Source organism: Vreelandella sp. L-25, from assembly GCF_056857535.1.
This window is the reverse complement of sequence record NZ_JBSXNH010000057.1, coordinates 62,878-82,803: the sequence shown is the minus strand read 5'-3', so window position 1 is coordinate 82,803 and position 19,926 is coordinate 62,878. Positions and strand designations below refer to the sequence as shown.

The window sequence follows — 19,926 nt, the reverse complement described above, 5'->3', positions numbered from 1 at the left end:
CGATGGCCAGTTGCTGCTCGAACCGGACTATGAGTTGGAAGGCTGGTGGACCAGCCTGGACGAGGCGCCGGAGGCGGTGATCAAGCGCTACCAGGCGCATGCCACCCATGAGCAGTTTCACAGCGAGATCAAGACCGATCTCGACCTGGAGCGCTTGCCGTCCGGCAAGTTCGCCACCAACGATCTGATCCTGCATCTCGCCCAGTTGGCCTACAACATCCTGCGCCTGATGGGACAGCTGGGCATGACCGGCGAGCTGAGCCCGGTGCGCCATCCCGCCAAGCGGCGCCGGATCCGCACCGTGCTACAAGAGCTGGTGCATCGTGCGGCGCTCGTGATTCACAAGGCGCGGCAGATCATCCTTGACTTCGGGCAGGATATCGGGCGCATGACGGTGCTCAAGACGCTGCGGAGCCGACTGCGTTATCCACGAGGAACGCCATGCTGACCGTCAATCGGCGACACTCTATCCACAAGCAGTTCCAAGCGACACGCGATCGCCAGATATGTCGTGCCTGGCGGGTGGAAAGGCATGACAAAACGGGCCGTCAGCACCGATCAGCACGGTGGGTTTTGGCAATAACGGGCTTGCGAAAGCCAACTTGCACGGGGCGAATGATCAAAAAGTGCTCGCTGGCGGTGATAGGGAAAGTGTCGGCGCCGGCTTCACGGATTCAGGATTACTAAAACGAAAGCGCTGTATTAAACTTAGGATTTACTTTGCTAGTGCGTTACGGGTCGATTCGTTACGGTAAGCTAAAAATAAGATTGCGTCGTTTTCTTTACACCTACACATTGCCACACTAGCAAGCCTGTTAAAGCTTACTTTGCGCAAAAACCTCCTATTAATATTACGCCTTAATAAAAGGTGAGCATGTTGTATACCCGCGTTAGTAAGATTGGCAGTTCGCATCCCACGTTTATTTCCCAAGCCCGCGTCCTTACTCGTTTTACGATGGCCAATGGGAATGGTGGTCATCGATAACAAAGACGTGCCCATGTGAGCCTGGGGAATGATGGTGGGAATGGCGATGAGGTTCCGGCCCCTCCCATCCCTCATGTTCGTGCTGATGATGTTCATCGTGGTAGTGCAGGTGGGTGTGACTTTGGGCAGCGTGCTCGTGCTCAAGAGCCATCGGGTCATGTGCGTGCCAGATAAGGGCCGCGAGCCCCGTTGCCGCCAGGGCCACCGTTCCCAGCAAAGCGAACGTACCCGTCAGTCCCAGGTTCACTCCCAGCCAGCCTGCCAACGGATAGGTGACTAGCCAACAGCTGTGTGACAACGAGAACTGGGCAGCAAACAGCGCTGGACGCTCCTCCGGCTGGCATGAACGTTTGAGCAGGCGTCCGGAGGGGGTCATGACCAACGAGGCCCCAGCGCCCAGCAGTAACCATAGCCCGACAAGCCCCGCAAACGATGGGCCCAGCCAGCCCAGGTAGAGGCTGAGTGCCATCATAACGCCACCCAGCAGCATGACTGGCCGCTCGGACACCCGTTCCAGCACCTTGGGCAGCAGTAAGGCTATTAGCATGGAGCCCCCGCCTGCGGCGGCAAAGGCCAGTGCGACTTCTTTCTCGCCCAAATTCAACACCGAGCGTACGAGTACCACCGTGTTGACGATCTGCATGGCCCCGGCGGCTGAAACAGCCAGGTTCAACGCCAGTAGCCCGCGCAACCGGGGCGTCTTCAGGTAAATCCGCATACCATGAGTAACGCGACGCCAGACGCCGGGGGCTTCCTCTAGGGGGGGAGACGCAGGCAGGATCACCGATATAACCAGGGCGGCAGAGATAACGAAGGCCAGAGCATTGAGTACAAACAGGACATCAAAACCCATCACCATCAGCAATGCCGCCGCCGCCATCGGGCTAAGAAGGTTCTCTAAATCATAGGCGAGACGCGACAGGGACAATGCTCGTGTGTACTGCTCTTCGTCTTCGAGAATGTCAGGGATCATCGCCTGGAAAACGGGCGTAAAGCCAGCTGAACAAGCATTGAGCAGAAAGATCAGCACATAGATCTGCCACACTTCGGTAACAAAAGGCAGTGCGCAAACCACGGCTGCACGCAGCAAGTCCAGGCTAACCAATAAGGTGCGCCGAGGCAGGCGTGATGCATAAGCGCCGACCAAAGGGGCAATGCCCACGTAAGCGACCATCTTGATCGCCAGCGCCGTGCCTAGCACGACGCCCGCCTGACCTTCAGCAAGATCGTGAGCCAGCAACGCCAGAGCAACCGTGGTCAGGCCAGTGCCGATCAGTGCAATGACCTGCGCTAGAAAGAGATGGCGGTAGACGCGGTGGGCGAGTACATCGAGCATAGAACTTCCTCAAATGAGGGGTGCCTAAAAGCGCTTACAGGTAGCGTGCAATCGTCTTGAACTCTTCAGCCCGTGCCCGTTGCGTTTGATTCTGAGTACCCAGGGCTTCGTCTAGGCAGTGGTCGATGTGATCCAGCACTAAGGTGCGTTTAGCTTGCTGAATGGCTTTTTCTACCGCATGGAGTTGTTGAGCGATGTCCAGACAGTGGCGTCCATCCTCTACCATCTGGGTCACACTCGAAAGGTGCCCCCGAGCGCGGTTCAGGCGCTTGACGATATCGGGATGTGACTGGTGAGTATGCATTGTCATTTTCTTTTCCCTTATTATATTCCTATCCCCCCGGAGGGGATGGTAATCTATCGCCGTTATTCTGCCAACGCTATGATTCAAGGCAGACGGTTATCTATTTTTCTGACTTTTACTTTAATCCTGGTTGCTCTACATGCTCAATCGGCTGCGTCACCGCCTTGGCTATCTGACCTTTCTGTTGCTGTTCCTGCCTAGCCTGGTAATCACTAGTGTGGGTGAGGCGCGTGCGCATGGGGCAGCGAGCATGGTTGGCGTTGAGTCGTCTCTCCATGAGAATGTGCAGAAGGGCCATGGGCATACCCATGGCCACGAGCACGAAGACAGTCGCCACCTGCATAATGAGAGTGGCAGTCATTTCCATGAAAAAGCGGATCGGCCTGGGACAGGCATTACCGTCGAGCCGAACTTCCGCGACGCCCTGCGGCTAGGCGAACGCAGCGGCCTACCGCTGCGTCGTGTCTACCGCTTGGAGCGTCCTCCACGGCCGGTCATCGCTGGATGACTGGGGCCGTCCACTGGACGGCCAACACTTAATGACAAACCCGTGGAGGTTTTATGTTTCCATCCCAACTAGGGGGTGCGTTCGGCTTGCCTGTTTTGGCCCGACGCCACGCGCTGACCCTTTTCACACTGCTGGTGATGCTCCTGGGAGCCAGTGGTGAAGCCCTTGCCCACGCCGTTGCTGAAGGCGACAAAGGGTACATCCAGGAGATCTATGGCGTTCACCTGATCTCATTCGGCTATCTCGGTGCCAAGCACATGGTGACGGGGTATGACCACATCCTGTTTTTGCTAGGGGTGATCTTTTTCCTCTATCGAATGCAGCATATCGCCATCTACGTCAGCCTCTTCGCCATCGGTCACTCTACGACCATGCTGCTGGGGGTGTACTTTAATATCGGCATCAATAGCTACCTCATCGATGCCATCATCGGTCTCTCCGTTGTCTACAAGGCACTCGATAACATCGGTGCTTATCAGCGCTGGTTCGGCTTTCAGCCCAATACCAAGGTGGCGACGTTGGTCTTCGGCCTGTTCCATGGCTTTGGATTGTCGAGCAAGATCATTGAGTACGATATCTCTTCTGATGGATTGGTCCCCAATCTCCTGGCGTTCAACGTTGGGGTAGAGATCGGCCAGCTACTGGCCCTAAGTGCCATCCTTATCGTGATGGGGTTCTGGCGAAGCACCAATGGCTTCTTACGCCACGCCTATACCGCTAACGTCGCCATGATGTGCGCTGGCTTTATGCTGGTCGGTTATCAGCTCACCGGCTATTTCATCGCCTAATTCAGGAGAGACCCAAATGTACAATACCGATCTTCCTACCCGTGCTGAGTTACCTTCGACGGGTAAATTACTTCGATCTACGTTGCTGGCGGCGGTAATAGCTATTGCCCTGTTGGTCACCGTGGTGCTGCCCGCAGAGTATGCCATCGACCCCACCGGCGCGGGCCGCTTGTTGGGGCTGACCGAGATGGGTGAAATCAAGGCCCAACTGGCCGAGGAGGCCGAGCTTGACCAGGCTAATGACGAAGCCGCTGCCATGCAGGCATCACAACCCACTGCACCTCAAGAATCAGCAAGTGATAACCAGCCCACGGCTGCAAACACTGCTGCTCAACAAGCATCAGATGTAGAGCCGGAGCAAGTAGCCTCCTCGGTATCTGACCAAGAGATGGTGCAGCCCGAGGCTAGCTTAGCGCTTGCTGACGCTTTGGCCGCTGAGGAGGCAGCCTCCCAGGCAACTGAAGAAGCTGCCACATGGGGCGATGAAGTGAGCTTCACCCTCACACCGGGCGAGGGCACCGAGTACAAGCTGACGATGGAAGAAGGCGCTGTCGCGACATTCGCTTGGGCTTCCGATGGGGGGCCACTTAATTTCGACACACACGGTGACGGAAATGGCAACTCGATTAGCTATGAGAAAGGACGCGGCGTGCCCGAAGATGAGGGTGAACTGGAAGCCGCGTTCACCGGTAACCACGGTTGGTTCTTTCGTAATCGCAATGATAACGACGTGACCGTGATGTTGCGTGTTGGAGGGGACTATGGGGAGCTGAATAAGGTTCTCTAAAGCAGTGGCCCCTAGCGCTCTCCTGAGCGTTAGGGGCCTTTGCCATCAGCGTCGCTACATTGATGGGGAAACCGTCTACAGAATTAGATGAGATAGTGGTCGTTGGGTTATCTGATTTAATATAATATTTAGGCATATATGCGAAATATCTGAAAGTCTTCTATTGGCCGGTTAGCGACGGTCTGATTCCTACCATCGCTATACAAACGGGACTATCCGGTATTACTGGCGACGATCGGCTACCTCCGAGTCAGCTCTAGCGAACAAAGCACCCAATCTCAACTTAGCGAGATTGCGAATCGACAAAATGTCGAATGTTGGTCATATGCTCATGCATCTGAAGCTTCTGCTAGCTCAGGAATTTGAAACACTCTATCTCCCATCGAATATCTCAATTCATCTGTCGAAAATTTATGCCATCTGATTTAGAATATTGGTTATGAAGATTTTGATTTGTTATTTATTTATAACTTTTATTTTAATGGTGGTTTATGAAGCCTAAAGAAAAGATGGATTTGAACAAGCTTTATAAAAAAATAAGGGCTAACGCTGGGAGAGCTGTTTGTGATTATTCTATGATTGAAGATGGTGACAAAGTAATGGCTGCCATAAGTGGTGGCAAAGATTCATTTGTTATGCTTGATACTCTGTTGTATTTGAAGAGAGTAGCACCGATTAATTTTGATGTGGTCGCTGTGAATCTCGACCAAAAACAACCCGGTTTTCCGGAGCATGTTCTTCCTGGCTTCTTCAAAAAGAATAATATTGATTATTATATTATGGATAAGGATACATATTCAATTGTTAAAGAGAAAACTCCTGAAGGGAAAACTACTTGTTCACTTTGTTCGAGACTTAGAAGGGGTTCTCTATATGGGTTTGCTGAGGAGATTGGGGCTACAAAAATAGCTCTTGGCCATCACATGGATGACATTGTAGAAACTCTTTTTTTGAATATGTTTTTTAACGGTAAGTTAAAGGCAATGCCTCCTAAGCTGCTAAGTGATGATCGAAGAAATATTGTAATAAGACCGCTTTCTTATTGTCGTGAGAAAGATATTGCTAAGCTGGCATCAATTGTAGAATTTCCAATTATTCCATGTAATCTTTGTGGTTCTCAGGAGAACTTACAAAGACAGAATATAAAAAACATGTTGGCAGGCTGGGAAAAACAAAAAGCGGGTTGTATTGAAAACATATTTAACGGTATCCAGAATGTAAGTCCAAGCCAACTAGCTGACTTAAATCTTTTCGATTTCCACAATCTCGATATCGACAGGTCTAGTAAAGTCATCTCGAACCATACTGGCAGTGTAGATGTTTCTTCGACCAATTTTATAGAAGCAATCAACCTATGATTTTGTAAAGAATACATTGGTGTATCTGGGCTGTCTTTGGTTATATTTTGATCAACTGCATTTGCTTAAAGCTTTTTTTTACAAAAAATGAATTTTTTGTATGGCTTGTGTTTGTTTTCTTTAGAAGAAAGAAAATTAAGTGACTGTATTGTAATGCTTTACTCACTCACTCTTCCTCTTTTAAAAAATTTGGCATATAAGGCACCTTAAAAGCCATGCCACCGAAGCTGCTCTCGGATGATGGTAAAAACATCGTGATTCGCCCGCTGGCCTACTGCAAAGAGGCGGATATTGCGGAGTTTTCGAGGCTGATGGAGTTTCCGATCATTCCCTGCAACCTGTGCGGCTCTCAGCCCAATATGCAGCGCCAGGTTGTCAAAGAGATGCTGGCGGAGTGGGATAAAAAACACCCCGGCCGGTTGGAAAGTATGTTCAAAGCGGTGACCAACGTTGCCCCTTCGCAGCTTGCCGACCGTGAGCTGTTTGATTTTGCCGGTCTGGAAGCGAAGCAGGCCGCATTGATGGAAGGGCGCATTCAGGCGTTTAACGTGAGTTAACCGCCTGGGCTTCCTCTTCCGCCAGGGTGATGAGGCGCTGCATATCCAAAATATTGACCTCGCGCCCGGAGACGGCCACCACGTTTTGCTGCTGAAAGCGGCTAAGAATACGGCTAACCGTCTCCACCGCGAGGCCTAGATAGTTGCCCATATCTGCCCGTGACATGGAAAGCCGGAAGCTATAGGGGGAGTAGCCCCGGCGCCGAAAACGGTCAGAAAGTGTAATCAAAAAGCTGGCCAGCCGCTGATCGGCAGTTTTGCGTGACAGTAAACGCATCATCCGCCGGTCGTCTCGTAGTTCCTTGCTCATGCTGCGGTAAAGCTGGCCGCGCAGTTCGGGCAGCTCCTCGGAGAGCGAGTCCAAACGGTCAAACGGAATTTCGCATACCGTGGTGGTTTCCAGGGCAATCACGGTGCCGGGGTAGTGTTCTTCGTCAATCCCATCCAGACCCACCAGCTCGCTGGGTAGAAAGAAATTGGTGAGCTGGTCGTTGCCATTCCCTTCGCTAGTCACCTGCTTCAAGCTGCCAGAGCGCACCGCGTAAACGCTGGTGAAAGGATCTCCTTGGCGAAACAGCCGCTCGCCTTTTTTCAACGGCGAGCGGCGGCGGATAATCGCATCGAACTGGCTCATATCCTCAAGCTCTAGGGCAAGCGGTAGGCACAGCGAGCTTAGGCTACAGGTTTGGCAGCGCGCCTCTTGCAGCAGTGAACGTCGTTGGCTGGCAGGATATGACATGTGGTGCTCCCTTTTTATTAGCCATCATAGGCGCAGGGGGTAGGTGTCTCGATACGCTTATAAAATCTTCGAGTAGCGTTGGTTGCCCTGATGTTGCAGGTGATTATCGAAGGCCATGGCTAAGTGCCGAATCAACAGCCGTCCGGTGGGCGTAGCTTGTAAATAGAGGCCTTGGCGCACTAGCAGGCCATCCTGCTCGGCGGTTTTCAACCGTTCAAGAGCGGTTGAAAAGTAGTCAGCGGCATTTATCTGCCAACGCTGGCCTATTGCTTCAAGGTCAATGGCCATATCGCACATTAAGCGCTCAATCACCTCTCTGCGCATTAGGTCATCCTTATTTAAGAGTAACCCTTTTACAGTCGCTAGCCTACCTTCATCTAAGGCAGCTTCATAGTGGGACAGCTGAGTGGGGTTTTGTGCGTAAACGTCGTCTACCCGAGAAATAGCCGACACCCCCAAACCAATCAAGTCGCACTGGGAATGGCTTGAGTAGCCCTGGAAGTTGCGCTGCAGCGTACCGTAGCGCTGTGCCTGAGCCAAGCTGTCCTCTGGGCGAGCAAAGTGATCCATACCAATATGTACATAACCCGCTTGGGTCAGCATCTCAATAGTGGTACGCAAAATAGCCAGTTTTTCATCCGCGCTGGGCAGGTCGGCTTCATTAATACGCCGTTGGGGCGCAAAGCGGGTTGGCATATGGGCATAGTTAAAGACCGACAGCCGTGCCGGGCTCAGTTCAATCACTTGGCTTAGGGTATCAGCGAAGCTTTGCTCGGTTTGAAAAGGCAGGCCATAAATTAAATCGAGGTTGAGCGAGCGAAAACCAAGCCGGTGCGCTTCATCCATCAAGGTTTCAGTGAGCACCCGTGGCTGCACGCGATTAATCGCTGCCTGCACCTGTGGGTTGAGATCCTGAACGCCCAGGCTTAAGCGATTAAAGCCCAGCGACTGCAGGTGGCGCAGGGTAAAGACATCCGCTTCGCGTGGGTCAATTTCAATAGCGTAGTCGCGGTCCGGTGCGCTCGATAAGCCAAACCGTGCATCCAGGCGGTCTATTAAATCGCTCATCTGCGCCAGGGTTAAGAACGTCGGCGTGCCGCCGCCCCAATGCAGCTGCTGCACTGGCCGCTTTGTATCAAGATGCCGGGAGGTCAGCACCATTTCTCGATCCAGCCGAGACAAGTAGGGCTCGGCGAGGGCGGTATTTTTCGTGGCGATTTTATTGCACGCGCAGTAAAAACAGATTTTGCGACAAAAGGGCACATGAACATAAAGCGAGAGCGGCTTTTGGCTGGCATTGCTGCGCTCAAGCGCCTGGGTCATATCGTCAGCGGTGAACTGGTCGTGAAACGAGAGTGCTGTAGGGTATGAGGTGTAGCGAGGGCCGCTGGTGTCGTAGCGGCGTATCAGGGCGTCATCCCAGGCGGTGGCCTCAACCGCTGCGGAAATAGGGTGAGCGAGAGCAGCAGTGGCATGAACGGGCATAAGGAGCGCTCCTAAGTAGCAGGGCAAAGCAAGAACCGATCAACATAAGCGACGAGCTTCGCAGCTCGAACGCGTGTTGGAATGCTACGTCAGCGTAGAAGGGAAAGCGTTGAGCTATATCAAGCGATAGGATGTTTATATTGAGTATTGTCTAGAGGAGTTTGATGGGTAAGCTCTTAATGCCCGGCATGGGGCATCAGCGCCCAAAGCTGCCACAGGGCAAAACCGATAATCGTCAGCGCCGCAAGGCTACGAGTCGCCGGGTGACGAATTAACTGGCTGAGCTGGCGGGCGGCCAGACCCGTGGCTAACAGGGCAGGCAGCGTTCCCAGGCCGAAGGCCCCCATCAATAGCGCCCCTTGTAGCGGGTCGGCGATGGCCAAGCTCCAGGCGAGCATCGAGTACACCAGCCCACAAGGCAGCCAGCCCCACAGGGCACCGAGCGCAAAGGCTTGCGGCAGGTGAACCACGGGCATCAAACGCCGCCCGACGGGTTCGATGAAGCGCCATAGCCTGCGCCCCACGGCTTCGACTTTCAATAGCCCTTTCCACCAGTTGGCGATATACAGCGCCATTAGGATCAGCATCACCGCCGCGACGACCTGCAGCGCGATACGCACCTGAGGTGACAGTGAGACTAAGGTGCCGAGCGCGGCCACCAAGGCCCCTGCCGTCATATAGCTCAGGATACGGCCCGTGTTATAGCTGAGCAGCAATCCCCCCATGCGAGCTGGGTGGCGCATGCTGGGCGGCACGGCAAAGGTGAGCGCACTCATGATGCCGCCGCACATGCCAATGCAGTGAGCACCCCCCATCAGGCCAAACACAAACGCCGCCATCAACGGCGGCAGGTCAAGTCCGGTCGGGTTCACGGCGGTGGCTCACGGTCACGGGGTGGCTTGGTACCTTTTTTGCGCTCGGCGCGCTGTTCGGGGGTGAGATCGTTCTCATCGTCGTCGAACAGAATGCGATGGGCAGGGCCTTCCAAGTCGTCGAACTGGTCATTCTTCACGGCCCAGAAGAACGCCCACACTGCCAGCCCCAACAGAATCAGCGACAGCGGAATCAGTAGGTAGAGAATGGTCATACGGTCACCGGTGTGGCTGGGGCTATCTGAGGAGCGGGTGAGGTACGCCAGCGCGTGAGGCGCAGCGCATTACCTACCACGAAGAGAGAGCTTAGCGACATACCGATCGCCGCCAACCAAGGCGGTACCAGCCCCATCGCGGCCAGGGGAAGCGCAGAGAAGTTATAGCAAACCGACCAAATCATATTTTGGCACATGATGCGCCGAGTGGCGCTGGCAATCTCGATGGCCTCGAAAATACGCATTAAGCGTGGGCTGAGCAAGACCGCATCGGCCCGAGTGCGTGCCAAGTCGGTGGCGCCATTCATGGCAATGGCCACATCGGCACCGGCGAGCACCGGTACATCGTTAATGCCGTCGCCAATCATGACCACACGTTCGCCCTGCGCCTGCAGCTCACGCAGCCGCTCCAGCTTGCCCTCTGGTGATTTGCCCGCGTGCCAGGTGGTGATGTTGAGCTGCTCGGCTAAGCTCTCTACGGCTTCCTGCGTATCGCCTGACAGTAACTCAACGTTAAGCCCTCTGGCCTGCAGGGCGGCTACGGTTTGCGCAGCATCTTCACGGATACCGTCGTGGAGCTTAAACCAGGCCCGCGGGGCGCTATCTTCACTCAGCAGCAGCCACTGCCCGGCGCTGGGCGGCGTGAGTGGCTCGGTCGTTGCAAAATCGGGCTTGCCCAAGCGCCACGTTGTGCCGTTAAGCACGCCTTCTAGCCCGCTGCCGGTGACGCTTTTCACCTGACGCGCCTGCAGTGTGGCATCGCGGAACGGGCGAAACGCGCGGGCAATGGGATGCTCGGAGTGGGCTTCCAGTGCGGCGGCAATGGCCCGTAGCTGTTCGCTACTTTGCTCGTTTAACGGGCAGGTTTGGGTGAGCTGCATCTCGCCACGGGTGAGCGTGCCGGTTTTGTCAAAAATCACCCGCGTGGCGTTAGAAAGTGATTCGATGGCATCGGCGCGGGTGATCAGCACGCCACGCTGGCGCAGTTGCCCATGCCCTGCCGTGAGAGCCGTTGGGGTGGCGAGTGCCAGCGCACAGGGGCAGGTCACCACTAGAACGGAGAGCAGCACCCAAAGCATGCGGGAAGGGTCGATAAACCACCACGCCACGGTCACGCAAGCAGTGACCACCAGCAGGCGCAGTACGAACAGGTGCGCCATGCGCGCCGCCATTTGCGCCAAGCGCGGGCGGCTGGCAAAGGCGCGGTCGGTCAAATCGACGATGCCCGCCACGCGTGCATGGTGGCCTGCATGAGTCACCCGCACCGTGAGCGGATTCTCCATGTTTTGGCTGCCACCTACCACCTGTTCGCCCACACGGCGGGTGACGGGCAGGTACTCGCCGGTCAGCATCGACTCGTCCAGGCTAGACTCGCCATCTTCGATAATACCGTCGGCGGGGACGCCGTGGCCGGGCTTGATAAGTACGCGGTCGCCGGGGGCAAGCTCGCTAGCGGGCAGAATGCGTTCGCTGCCGTCAGCTTCCAGCCGTGTAGCAGAGACCGGTAGTACGCCACTAAGCGCATTGCCGCTATGGCCGCTGCGTCGCCTAGCGCGCCCTTCCACGTAGCGGCCAAACAGTAGGAAGAAGGTGAACATGGCGACCGAGTCAAAATAGACCTCTCCCACGTTAAACAGCACCGCGTAGCTACTGGCGAAATAAGCCCCACCAATGGCGAGTGAAACAGGCACATCCATGCCTAGCACGCCCGTTTTTAGGTCGCGCAGGGCGTTACGGAAGAATGGCTGCGCTGAAAAGAACACCACCGGCGTTGCCAGAGCGAACGAGAGCCAGTGAAACAGCGCAAAGAAGTCTTCACTGAGTTCCCCAGGCCCCGACACATAAATGGGGATGGAGAACATCATGACCTGCATCATCCCGACCGCCGCCACTATTAAGCGGCGCACATTCATGCGCTCTTCATGCTGCAGCCGCGTCTGGGCTTGGTCGGGTTCATAGGGCTGAGCATCGTAACCAATCGCGGCAAGTTCAGCGAATAGCTGCGATAGCTTTACTACGTTTGGGGCCCAGGAAACCCGCAGGCGGTGATGGGTCAGGTTGACTGCGCTAGAGACAACGCCTTCAAGCGCGTTCAAGCGGTGCTCGATGAGCCACGCGCAGGCGGCACAGGTAATCCCTTCTACAGCCAGCGTTGCCCTGACGTGGCCCTCATCGCCGTCTGGGTGAACGAACTGCGCCTGCAGCCCTGGATCGTCAAACACCGACCAAGTATCCGCTTTTGCAGCTTGACGCTCATCGGGGCGCTCGGGCAGTTCGGTACGGTAGCGGTAGTAGCTCTCTAAGCCGCCGTCGACGATGGCGTGTGCTACGGCTTCACAGCCGGGGCAACACAATGACTGGGGCGTGTCGTCCACCACGATTTGCCACGGTGCGCCGTCGGGCACCGGGCTGCCGCAGTGGTAGCAGCTTAGCGCTTTAGTGCTCATTCGCTCTCTGACCGCCCTCCGGGCAGAAGGGCAACGCTCGTTTCATTGGGGAAGCGGGCTTCGCCGATCAGGCGCCACTCGGCGTCATCGCCTTGCACGGGCTGAATCTGTAGGTACCAGCGGTAGCGCAAATTATCCGGCCCCTGAGTGATATAGCGGCCTTCGCGCACGTGTTCTAGTACGAAGGATTGATCACGGTCATCTTCGGTGGGGAAGATGAGGTCCAAATAGAGTTTATCCGGACGAGCATCGCCAGCAAGGTCGATCACAATATCGCTAGTCAGTGGGTCGATGCGCAGGTCGGCGCTCAAATTGAGTTCGCGCGCGCGCTCCTGCTTCGCCAGCACCATGTTAATAGCTTTACCGTGCTCGTAGTAATCCTCCTGGACCACCATGCCGTCGTAGCTCTTGATCGACATGATGGCGAAGCCAGTACTAAATAGGATGGACGAAAACAGCAGCCCTAGTAAAAACCACGGCCAAAACTGTTTGTACCAGGGCGGAATCGAGGTGTCTGACATGACGCATTTATCTCCTAATGTCGCTCAAGAACCGCGTTTCGCGGGTCTGGCGAATTTGCTCATCTTGCTGCGCCTGCAGCGTAAACGTAATCGCGTGGCTGGGCTCGCTTAACGACGCTGGGTCGGCCAGTACGGTAATCACCTGAGTGCGTGATTCACCCGCAGGTACACGCAGCGAGGTGTTATCCAACTGCAAATTAGGTAAGCCTGCCGCGCTAATATCATAGGTGTGATCTTGGGAGTCCAGGTTGCGCACAGTCAGGCTGTAGACGTTGCTGATCTGCCCGTCACGGGTCATTTGGTAGAGCTGAGTACGCTCGCGCTCAGCGTCAAAGCTCATCGGCGTACGGTCATTAACTGCCCAGGCAAAAGTCGCTATCATCACCACCAAAGCAACGAAATAGCCAATCAAGCGCGGGCGAAGAATATGACTTTTCTTGCCTTCCAGCGCGTTCTCGGTGGTGTAGCGAATAAGTCCTCTGGGGTAGCCCATTTTATCCATTACGCTATCGCAGGCATCGATACAGGCGGCGCAGGTAATGCATTCGTACTGCAGCCCGTCGCGGATATCGATGCCGGTCGGGCAGACCTGGACACACAGCTCGCAGTCGATACAGTCACCCAGGCCCGCTTCTCGGACCTCGGCATGGCTGAGCGATTTCTTGCGGTGGCCGCGGGGTTCGCCGCGGGCGTCGTCGTAAGAAACGATCAGCGTATCGCGATCGAACATCACCGACTGGAAGCGAGCATAGGGGCACATGTAAATGCACACCTGCTCACGCAGCCAGCCGGCGTTGAGGTAGGTAAAAACTAAAAAGAAACCTACCCAAAAATAGGACCAGCCATGGGCTTCTAGCGTGGGAAGCTCCTGGACCAGGTCACGAATCGGCGTAAAGTAGCCGACGAACGTCACGCCGGTGGCCAGGGCAATCAGCAGCCAAGCAGCGTGTTTTGCCCCCTTGCGCCAGGCTTTGTTGGCAGTCATCGGCTGATTATCCAGCTTTATGCGCTGATTGCGCGAGCCTTCGATGCGGTGCTCAAGCCAAATGAATAAAAATGTCCAAACGCTCTGCGGGCAGGTGTAGCCACACCAGACACGCCCCGCAAACACGGTGATGAAAAACAGCCCAAAGGCGCAAATGATCAGCAGCCACGAGAGAAGGATGAACTCCTGCGGGTAGAACGTGGCCGAAAAAATGTGGAATTCACGGCCCGGTAGATCAAACCACACGGCAGGGCGGTCGCCCCAGTTCAGCCAGGGGAGCAAAAAGAAGCCCATCATTAGCGCCCAGTTCGCGCTGCGTCGTACCTTTTGAAACAGCCCTTTGATCTCCCGCACGTAGATATGCCGCCGCTTGGCGTACATCTCTTGCGTGGTGGTGTCTCCCGGCGTGTGGTGCCCAACGGTTGGCGGCGTAATATCGTGGCTAGGTATTTTTTCCATGGCGGTGATCGCAGCTCAATAGGCAGGAGTGGACGATAGCCTGGCTCACGCAACCTTCATTGGTGAAGGAGATCGCGTCGCTGTATGTCGAATCGCTATACACACATTGCTAAACAATAGTGTAACGGATAGCCGGGTGGCTGAGCGGATGCTGGATGTAGAAAGGGTGCGGTATGTAACCGCACCCCTTCGTACACGCTGGCGTTAAACGCCTATCAACGGGGTTAGTCGTTGAAACGTAGGCTGTACACGTAAGCGGCCACGAGGTGAACACGCTCTTCACCAATGTAGGCTGCCTGGGCAGGCATGTGGCCATTACGACCGTTACGCAGCGTTTGGCGAATGGAGTCGTCAACGCCCTGGCCGGGTGCTAGGTAGAGCCACACGTCGTCGGTCAGGTTAGGCGCACCAAGTGCGATATTGCCTGTTCCGCTGGGGGTGTGACACGCCGCACACGCTGCCAGGAAGGTGCTTTCACCGCTGGCGGCACGCTCTGCATCATGCTCTTCACCGGAGAGCGACAGTACGTACTGAGTCAGGTTTTCGATATTGTTCTCACCGAGCTGCTGCCAGGACGGCATCAGACCGTTACGGCCATTGTTCAGCGTGGTCAGAATGTTTTCCGGTTCACCGCCGTAGAGCCAGTCGTCGTCGGTCAGGTTGGGGAAGCCGTAGCCGCCCTGGGCATTCGAGCCATGACATACGGCGCAGTTGTTCAAGAAGATACGCTCTGCCACCTGCATGGCTTCGGCATCCTGCGCGAGGTCTGGAATCGGCACTTCCTGGTACTGGGCAAAGATCGGCGTGAAGCGGTCTTCCGCGTCGGCCACTTCCTCTTCCCACTGGCTCTCCTGGGACCAGCCCAGTATGCCTGCGTAGTTGCCCAGGCCTGGGTAGAGCACCAGATAGCCAAGGGCAAATACGACGGTCAGGATAAAGAGCTTAAACCACCACTGCGGAAGCGGGTTGTCATACTCTTCAATGCCGTCAGCCGCGTGGCCAGTGGTTTCGATATTGCCATCAGCATCTGGGGTTTTGTCGGTCCGGCGGTTGGCTAACAAAATCCAAACGCTCAGAGCGATCGTGCCCAGCGTGACGACAATAATCCAGGCGCTCCAGAAGCTGGATAGGGAGTCACCCCATAAATTATTCATCTATTCTTATCTCCCCTGTCGTGGCGGGAATCCGCTTCGTGTTCTGTCGAAGCATGCTTGTCACGGGTCGGCTTCTCATCATCGTCGGCAAAGGGCAAGTTAGCCGCTTCGTCGAAGTCTGGCTTGCGACGCTTGGAGTAGGCCCAGAAAAAGATACCGATAAAAGCGACGATCAAAATCAGCGTGATAAGGCCGCGGAAAGTTCCCGTATCCATAACTTAACGAGTGCCCTCGAGCACGGTTCCTAGCTGTTGTAGATAGGCCACCAGCGCAGTGATTTCCTGCTGGCCGCGTACTTCGGCGGTGGCGTTGGCGATATCTTCATCGGTGTAGGGAACGCCCAGCTGACGCAGCACACGCATCTTGCGCGGTGTCGCTTCGCCATCCAGGGTGCGCTCGAACAGCCAGGGGTAAGCCGGCATGATGGACTCGGGCACGACATCGCGCGGGTTGTACATGTGGGCACGGTGCCAATCATCACTGTAACGACCACCAACACGCGCCAAGTCAGGCCCGGTACGCTTGGAGCCCCACAAGAAGTTGTACTCATACACCTGCTCGCCCGCTACGTTGTAGTGGCCGTAGCGCTCGGTTTCTGCGCGGAAGGGGCGCACCATCTGGGAGTGGCAGCCTACACAGCCTTCACGACGGTAAATATCACGCCCTTCAAGCTCCAGGGCGGTTAAGGGGCGTAGCCCCTCAACTGGCTCGGTAGTCTGCTTTTGAAAGAACAGCGGTACCACTTCGGCCAAACCACCGAAGCTGATCACAACCAGGATCAACACGGCGAGTAGGCCAACGTTCTTTTCAACAATCTCGTGTTTCATTGGTCTTAGCTTCCCCGGTTTAAGCGGCTTGCGGCGCAGTGAGGCCGATGGCTTCGCGACGCTTCACGGTCATGTACACGTTGAACGCCATAATCAGCATGCCGGTTACCCAGAAAAGGCCGCCAATCATGCGGACAATGTAGCCGGGGCCGCTGGCTTCAACAGACTCCACGAAGGTGTACATCAGCGTGCCGTCAGCATTGATTGCACGCCACATCAGGCCTTGCATGATGCCGTTGACCCACATCGCAGCGATGTACAGTACGGTACCGATGGTGGCCAGCCAGAAGTGCACGGCGATCAGGCTGACGGAGTACATTTCGGTGCGACCGAAGACCCGCGGGATCAGGTGGTACATGGAGCCGATGGTGATCATGGCTACCCAGCCAAGTGCGCCAGCGTGTACGTGCCCAATGGTCCAGTCGGTGTAGTGCGACAGCGCGTTGACGGTCTTGATCGCCATCATCGGGCCTTCAAAGGTCGACATGCCGTAGAACGACAGAGCTACTACCAGGAAGCGCAGCGTTGGGTCGGTGCGCAGCTTATGCCAAGCGCCTGACAGGGTCATCATGCCGTTGATCATGCCACCCCAGGAAGGTGCCAGCAGAATGATCGACATAATCATACCCAGTGACTGCGCCCAGTTGGGTAGCGCGGTGTAGTGCAGGTGGTGAGGACCTGCCCACATATAGATCATGATCAACGCCCAGAAGTGGACGATAGACAGACGGTAGGAGTAGATCGGACGCTCTGCCTGCTTCGGTACGAAGTAGTACATCATGCCCAAGAAACCTGCGGTCAAGAAGAAGCCGACCGCATTATGGCCATACCACCACTGCACCATGGCGTCGACAGCACCTGCGTAAATCGAGGTGGAGTACATAGGCGTGACGGGAAGTGCGGCGTTATTAACAATGTGTAGAACGGCAACGGTCAGAATAAACGCAGCAAAGAACCAGTTCGCCACATAAATGTGCGACGTGGTGCGTTTCTTAATCGTCATTAAGAAAACGATCGCATAGCTGATCCATACTACTGCCAGCAGTATATTGATCGGCCACTCAAGCTCTGCGTACTCTTTAGTAGTGGTGTAGCCCAGCGGCAACGTTACTACTGCAGACAGGATGACCGCTTGCCACCCCCAAAAGGTAAACGCTGCGAGCTTGTCAGAGAACAGCCGTGTCTGACAGGTCCGCTGTACGACGTAGTAGGATGTCGCAAAAAGCGCTGAGCCACCAAAGGCGAAGATAACGGCGTTAGTATGTAACGGACGCAGGCGCCCGAAGCTAGTCCAAGGTAGGCCGAGGTTCAGCTGCGGCCAGACCAGTTGGGAGGCAAGGATAACGCCAAGCGCCATACCTACAATGCCCCACACAACGGTCATAATCGCGAACTGCCGAACCACCTTGTAATTGTAGGTCGGGTGTTCCAATGCTGTGCTCATTTCATGTTCCCATCGAACGCGGTTAGGGGGTAACCCGTGGCATTTTGCACGGATGCGGCCACCCGCTTGATGATGCAGGTCAAGATCCGGCCTAGATTCTATCGCAGCCGCGCCCTAAGCTGAACACGCCAATGGATGTAACGTTGAATTATTAGGAGGGCTGAGTGTCCTATTACGCTGATCTTGGGTTTGAGGCCATCACCCCAGAGGCGTTGCGTGAACGCACCGCCAGCCCCGCTGTTCAGCGGTTTCTCGTGGAGGGGGTTGGCCCGGTGAGCGTCTCGGGCATCCCCGAACTGGGGCGAATTCTGCTAGCCCATGGCGCCGGGGCAGGCCACCTATCCGAGTTTATGCGGCAATTTGCCGCGATGCTGGCCAGCGAGAGGCTACAAGTGTGGGCGATCGATTTCCCCTATATGCAGCAGATGAGCGAGGAAGCAAAGCGCCGGCCTCCGCCTCCCGTCAAGAAAACGCTGGAACACTTTGCCGCTTGGTATGACCTGCTGGCGTCATGCAGTGGTTCGCCTTTGTGGGTTGGGGGTAAATCCATGGGCGGGCGTGTGGCATCGCTGTTTGCCAGCCAGCATCGCTGTGCAGGTGTCATTGCGGCAGGCTATCCGTTTCACCCACCCAAAAAGCCCGACTCCCTTCGCACCGATCATTTTCCTGACATCTCTATGCCTATGCTGATTCTGCAAGGTGAGCGCGATCCGTTTGGCTCTCGTGAAGAGGTAGCCGACTACGCTTTACCTGACTCTCTTCACATTCATTGGCTAACCGATGGCGACCATGATTTTAAGCCGCGACGAAGTTCAGGAGTAAATCAGCAGGTTTTGATTGACGAAGCAGCTATAGTTGCGGCATCCTTCGTCCGCGCTCAGTAAGCGGTTGCCGCGGGAACGTGCAGTACGCTGGTTTAAATCAAAAATTTAAACACAACGTGTTGACATTCAAACAGGCTTCTGTAGAATGCAGCGCCACGTGACCAGCGGGTGGTTAGCTCAGTTGGGAGAGCACCAGCCTTACAAGCTGGGGGTCACTGGTTCGAACCCAGTACCACCCACCATTTATTTGGCGCCCTGGAAACGTGATGCAGTAACTGATGTATATGCGGACCGGTAGTTCAGTTGGTTAGAATGCCGGCCTGTCACGCCGGAGGTCGCGAGTTCGAGTCTCGTCCGGTCCGCCATCATCATCTTAGTCTGCAACTAGTTATCGCTATTCGGACCGGTAGTTCAGTCGGTTAGAATGCCGGCCTGTCACGCCGGAGGTCGCGAGTTCGAGTCTCGTCCGGTCCGCCACGATAACTTAATAAGTAGTTATATTGATAAGCGATAAGCTTTCAATATCCCGGGTGGTTAGCTCAGTTGGGAGAGCACCAGCCTTACAAGCTGGGGGTCACTGGTTCGAACCCAGTACCACCCACCATTCAGTTTCACATTTATGCGCCTCTGAACCGCTTAAATTGTCTGTTGAATGGTTATGTGTCTTACAGTGGACCGGTAGTTCAGTCGGTTAGAATGCCGGCCTGTCACGCCGGAGGTCGCGAGTTCGAGTCTCGTCCGGTCCGCCATTAAGCACTTGTCGGCAGTCATTAAGATAAAGCCGAAAAAATTCCAAAAAAGCCCGAATCATAGATTCGGGCTTTTTTATTGCGTGTACATAACACGCTAACAAGCAGCGTGCAGTCAATGCGCTGCACGCTGCTGTTACTTGCTTTTGTTACTGACTAGGTAAGCGTTAGGCGATCGCGCTGACGCCTGCTTTGGCAATTTGCACGTCTTGATCTGGCTTAACGCCAGAGATGCCAACAGCGCCGACGACTTGGCCATCCACGATGATCGGCACGCCGCCAGATAGCAGACCCTGTAGCGGCGCAGAGACAAACGCCGTGCGGCCACCGTTAATCATCTCTTCAAACACTTGGGTCTCTTTACGACCCAGGGCCGCGCTACGCGCTTTTTGGGTAGCGACATCGGCGCTGAACGGGGCAGCACCGTCTAAACGGCGCAGTGCCAGCAGGTGGCCGCCATCGTCGGTGACGGCGATGGTGACCGGCCAGCTGTTGTTGTCAGCTTCTTTCTGTGCAGCGTCGAGTACTTGGATAACGTCGGCTTGGCCTAAAACAGCTTTGGTTTGCATCAAAGGATCCTTC

General features: G+C 55.4%; 20 protein-coding genes, 5 tRNA genes and 1 pseudogene. 12 read left to right on the top strand and 14 right to left on the bottom strand.

Features of this window, described 5'->3' with window-relative positions; all coding sequences use genetic code 11:
• On the top strand, positions 1-448 hold a 448-nt coding region (locus tag AC13CN_RS06580; RefSeq protein WP_483053099.1), incomplete at its 5' end, for a transposase.
• Between the two features lie 502 nt (positions 449-950).
• Here the strand turns inward: AC13CN_RS06580 and AC13CN_RS06575 are convergent.
• Both AC13CN_RS06575 and AC13CN_RS06570 read right to left on the bottom strand, forming a co-directional pair.
• Positions 951-2,321, bottom strand: coding sequence for an MFS transporter (locus AC13CN_RS06575; protein WP_228219494.1), 1,371 nt, complete (start codon positions 2,319-2,321; stop codon positions 951-953).
• A gap of 34 nt (positions 2,322-2,355) precedes the next feature.
• Complete coding sequence (locus AC13CN_RS06570; RefSeq protein WP_008957440.1) at positions 2,356-2,631, bottom strand: metal-sensing transcriptional repressor; 276 nt, start codon at positions 2,629-2,631, stop codon at positions 2,356-2,358.
• 133 nt (positions 2,632-2,764) lie between these two features.
• Here AC13CN_RS06570 and AC13CN_RS06565 point away from each other — a divergent pair, with 133 nt between their 5' ends.
• From AC13CN_RS06565 to AC13CN_RS06545, 5 genes and pseudogenes are all read left to right on the top strand, one after another.
• A complete protein-coding gene (locus AC13CN_RS06565) occupies positions 2,765-3,133 on the top strand; it encodes a hypothetical protein (protein ID WP_074218044.1) in 369 nt (122 codons plus the stop codon).
• Between the two features lie 53 nt (positions 3,134-3,186).
• The gene (locus AC13CN_RS06560; RefSeq protein ID WP_022522209.1) at positions 3,187-3,921 is read left to right on the top strand and encodes a HupE/UreJ family protein; all 735 of its coding nucleotides are present in this window, start codon (positions 3,187-3,189) and stop codon (positions 3,919-3,921) included.
• Positions 3,922-3,937: 16 nt separating this feature from the next.
• Positions 3,938-4,708 carry a hypothetical protein gene (locus AC13CN_RS06555; protein ID WP_022522210.1) on the top strand — a complete coding sequence of 257 codons (771 nt, stop codon included), beginning with the start codon at positions 3,938-3,940 and terminating at the stop codon, positions 4,706-4,708.
• 491 nt (positions 4,709-5,199) lie between these two features.
• Positions 5,200-6,066, top strand: a complete 867-nt coding sequence (gene ttcA, locus AC13CN_RS06550) for a tRNA 2-thiocytidine(32) synthetase TtcA (protein WP_054640964.1) — start codon at positions 5,200-5,202, stop codon at positions 6,064-6,066.
• A gap of 200 nt (positions 6,067-6,266) precedes the next feature.
• Positions 6,267-6,623, top strand: a pseudogene (locus tag AC13CN_RS06545) (tRNA 2-thiocytidine biosynthesis protein TtcA); the annotation flags it as partial.
• On the opposite strand, the gene fnr reads toward AC13CN_RS06545, so the two are convergent.
• The 11 genes from fnr to ccoN form a co-directional block, all read right to left on the bottom strand.
• Entirely contained in the window at positions 6,610-7,362 is a 753-nt protein-coding gene (fnr, locus tag AC13CN_RS06540; RefSeq protein ID WP_054640963.1) for a fumarate/nitrate reduction transcriptional regulator Fnr, read from the bottom strand. The pseudogene AC13CN_RS06545 and the gene fnr overlap by 14 nt on opposite strands.
• 57 nt (positions 7,363-7,419) lie before the next feature.
• Positions 7,420-8,847, bottom strand: a complete 1,428-nt coding sequence (gene hemN / locus AC13CN_RS06535; RefSeq protein ID WP_228219495.1) for an oxygen-independent coproporphyrinogen III oxidase — start codon at positions 8,845-8,847, stop codon at positions 7,420-7,422.
• Positions 8,848-9,023: 176 nt separating this feature from the next.
• On the bottom strand, positions 9,024-9,719 hold the full coding sequence (locus AC13CN_RS06530; RefSeq protein ID WP_253556914.1) for a sulfite exporter TauE/SafE family protein: 696 nt from the start codon (positions 9,717-9,719) through the stop codon (positions 9,024-9,026).
• The gene (gene ccoS, locus AC13CN_RS06525) at positions 9,716-9,934 is read right to left on the bottom strand and encodes a cbb3-type cytochrome oxidase assembly protein CcoS (RefSeq protein WP_044628710.1); all 219 of its coding nucleotides are present in this window, start codon (positions 9,932-9,934) and stop codon (positions 9,716-9,718) included. Before ccoS ends, AC13CN_RS06530 begins: the two co-directional genes overlap by 4 nt.
• A complete protein-coding gene (locus AC13CN_RS06520) occupies positions 9,931-12,381 on the bottom strand; it encodes a heavy metal translocating P-type ATPase (protein ID WP_483053098.1) in 2,451 nt (816 codons plus the stop codon). Before AC13CN_RS06520 ends, ccoS begins: the two co-directional genes overlap by 4 nt.
• Positions 12,378-12,902 (bottom strand): FixH family protein, encoded by a 525-nt coding sequence (locus AC13CN_RS06515; protein WP_058577155.1) that lies wholly within the window; start codon positions 12,900-12,902, stop codon positions 12,378-12,380. Before AC13CN_RS06515 ends, AC13CN_RS06520 begins: the two co-directional genes overlap by 4 nt.
• Before the next feature lie 7 nt (positions 12,903-12,909).
• Positions 12,910-14,346, bottom strand: a complete 1,437-nt coding sequence (ccoG, locus tag AC13CN_RS06510; RefSeq protein ID WP_062374138.1) for a cytochrome c oxidase accessory protein CcoG — start codon at positions 14,344-14,346, stop codon at positions 12,910-12,912.
• 224 nt (positions 14,347-14,570) lie between these two features.
• Entirely contained in the window at positions 14,571-15,500 is a 930-nt protein-coding gene (gene ccoP, locus AC13CN_RS06505; protein WP_062360594.1) for a cytochrome-c oxidase, cbb3-type subunit III, read from the bottom strand.
• Positions 15,497-15,715: a CcoQ/FixQ family Cbb3-type cytochrome c oxidase assembly chaperone gene (locus tag AC13CN_RS06500; RefSeq protein ID WP_062360596.1), complete on the bottom strand. Its 219-nt coding sequence runs from the start codon at positions 15,713-15,715 to the stop codon at positions 15,497-15,499. Before AC13CN_RS06500 ends, ccoP begins: the two co-directional genes overlap by 4 nt.
• 3 nt (positions 15,716-15,718) lie before the next feature.
• On the bottom strand, positions 15,719-16,327 hold the full coding sequence (gene ccoO / locus AC13CN_RS06495; RefSeq protein WP_062360599.1) for a cytochrome-c oxidase, cbb3-type subunit II: 609 nt from the start codon (positions 16,325-16,327) through the stop codon (positions 15,719-15,721).
• Positions 16,328-16,346: 19 nt separating this feature from the next.
• Positions 16,347-17,771, bottom strand: coding sequence for a cytochrome-c oxidase, cbb3-type subunit I (ccoN, locus tag AC13CN_RS06490; protein ID WP_062360601.1), 1,425 nt, complete (start codon positions 17,769-17,771; stop codon positions 16,347-16,349).
• A 164-nt stretch (positions 17,772-17,935) separates the two neighbouring features.
• Between ccoN and AC13CN_RS06485 the strand changes: the two genes are divergently transcribed.
• The 6 genes from AC13CN_RS06485 to AC13CN_RS06460 all read left to right on the top strand — a co-directional run bounded on the left by AC13CN_RS06485 (position 17,936) and on the right by AC13CN_RS06460 (position 19,344).
• Positions 17,936-18,655 (top strand): alpha/beta fold hydrolase, encoded by a 720-nt coding sequence (locus AC13CN_RS06485; RefSeq protein WP_062360603.1) that lies wholly within the window; start codon positions 17,936-17,938, stop codon positions 18,653-18,655.
• Between the two features lie 106 nt (positions 18,656-18,761).
• Positions 18,762-18,837: transfer RNA gene (locus AC13CN_RS06480), tRNA-Val, on the top strand.
• 46 nt (positions 18,838-18,883) lie between these two features.
• Positions 18,884-18,960: transfer RNA gene (locus AC13CN_RS06475), tRNA-Asp, on the top strand.
• Positions 18,961-18,995: 35 nt separating this feature from the next.
• Positions 18,996-19,072, top strand: a tRNA-Asp gene (locus AC13CN_RS06470).
• Positions 19,073-19,123: 51 nt separating this feature from the next.
• Positions 19,124-19,199: transfer RNA gene (locus AC13CN_RS06465), tRNA-Val, on the top strand.
• A gap of 68 nt (positions 19,200-19,267) precedes the next feature.
• Positions 19,268-19,344, top strand: a tRNA-Asp gene (locus AC13CN_RS06460).
• Positions 19,345-19,511: 167 nt separating this feature from the next.
• Here AC13CN_RS06460 and AC13CN_RS06455 read toward each other — a convergent pair.
• Entirely contained in the window at positions 19,512-19,913 is a 402-nt protein-coding gene (locus tag AC13CN_RS06455) for a GlcG/HbpS family heme-binding protein (protein WP_044628702.1), read from the bottom strand.
• Positions 19,914-19,926 lie beyond the last annotated feature (13 nt).

Bases quoted from the DNA above. Each gene is read 5' to 3' on its own strand.
- fnr (WP_054640963.1), bottom strand. From the start codon at position 7,362: ATGTCATATCCTGCCAGCCAACGACGTTCACTGCTGCAAGAGGCGCGC.
- AC13CN_RS06515 (WP_058577155.1), bottom strand. From the start codon at position 12,902: ATGTCAGACACCTCGATTCCGCCCTGGTACAAACAGTTTTGGCCGTGG.
- AC13CN_RS06455 (WP_044628702.1), bottom strand. From the start codon at position 19,913: ATGCAAACCAAAGCTGTTTTAGGCCAAGCCGACGTTATCCAAGTACTC.
- AC13CN_RS06570 (WP_008957440.1), bottom strand. From the start codon at position 2,631: ATGACAATGCATACTCACCAGTCACATCCCGATATCGTCAAGCGCCTG.
- ccoG (WP_062374138.1), bottom strand. From the start codon at position 14,346: ATGGAAAAAATACCTAGCCACGATATTACGCCGCCAACCGTTGGGCAC.
- AC13CN_RS06560 (WP_022522209.1), top strand. From the start codon at position 3,187: ATGTTTCCATCCCAACTAGGGGGTGCGTTCGGCTTGCCTGTTTTGGCC.
- AC13CN_RS06500 (WP_062360596.1), bottom strand. From the start codon at position 15,715: ATGGATACGGGAACTTTCCGCGGCCTTATCACGCTGATTTTGATCGTC.
- ccoN (WP_062360601.1), bottom strand. From the start codon at position 17,771: ATGAGCACAGCATTGGAACACCCGACCTACAATTACAAGGTGGTTCGG.
- AC13CN_RS06555 (WP_022522210.1), top strand. From the start codon at position 3,938: ATGTACAATACCGATCTTCCTACCCGTGCTGAGTTACCTTCGACGGGT.
- ccoS (WP_044628710.1), bottom strand. From the start codon at position 9,934: ATGACCATTCTCTACCTACTGATTCCGCTGTCGCTGATTCTGTTGGGG.
- ttcA (WP_054640964.1), top strand. From the start codon at position 5,200: ATGAAGCCTAAAGAAAAGATGGATTTGAACAAGCTTTATAAAAAAATA.
- hemN (WP_228219495.1), bottom strand. From the start codon at position 8,847: ATGCCCGTTCATGCCACTGCTGCTCTCGCTCACCCTATTTCCGCAGCG.
- AC13CN_RS06565 (WP_074218044.1), top strand. From the start codon at position 2,765: ATGCTCAATCGGCTGCGTCACCGCCTTGGCTATCTGACCTTTCTGTTG.
- ccoO (WP_062360599.1), bottom strand. From the start codon at position 16,327: ATGAAACACGAGATTGTTGAAAAGAACGTTGGCCTACTCGCCGTGTTG.
- AC13CN_RS06575 (WP_228219494.1), bottom strand. From the start codon at position 2,321: ATGCTCGATGTACTCGCCCACCGCGTCTACCGCCATCTCTTTCTAGCG.
- AC13CN_RS06520 (WP_483053098.1), bottom strand. From the start codon at position 12,381: ATGAGCACTAAAGCGCTAAGCTGCTACCACTGCGGCAGCCCGGTGCCC.
- ccoP (WP_062360594.1), bottom strand. From the start codon at position 15,500: ATGAATAATTTATGGGGTGACTCCCTATCCAGCTTCTGGAGCGCCTGG.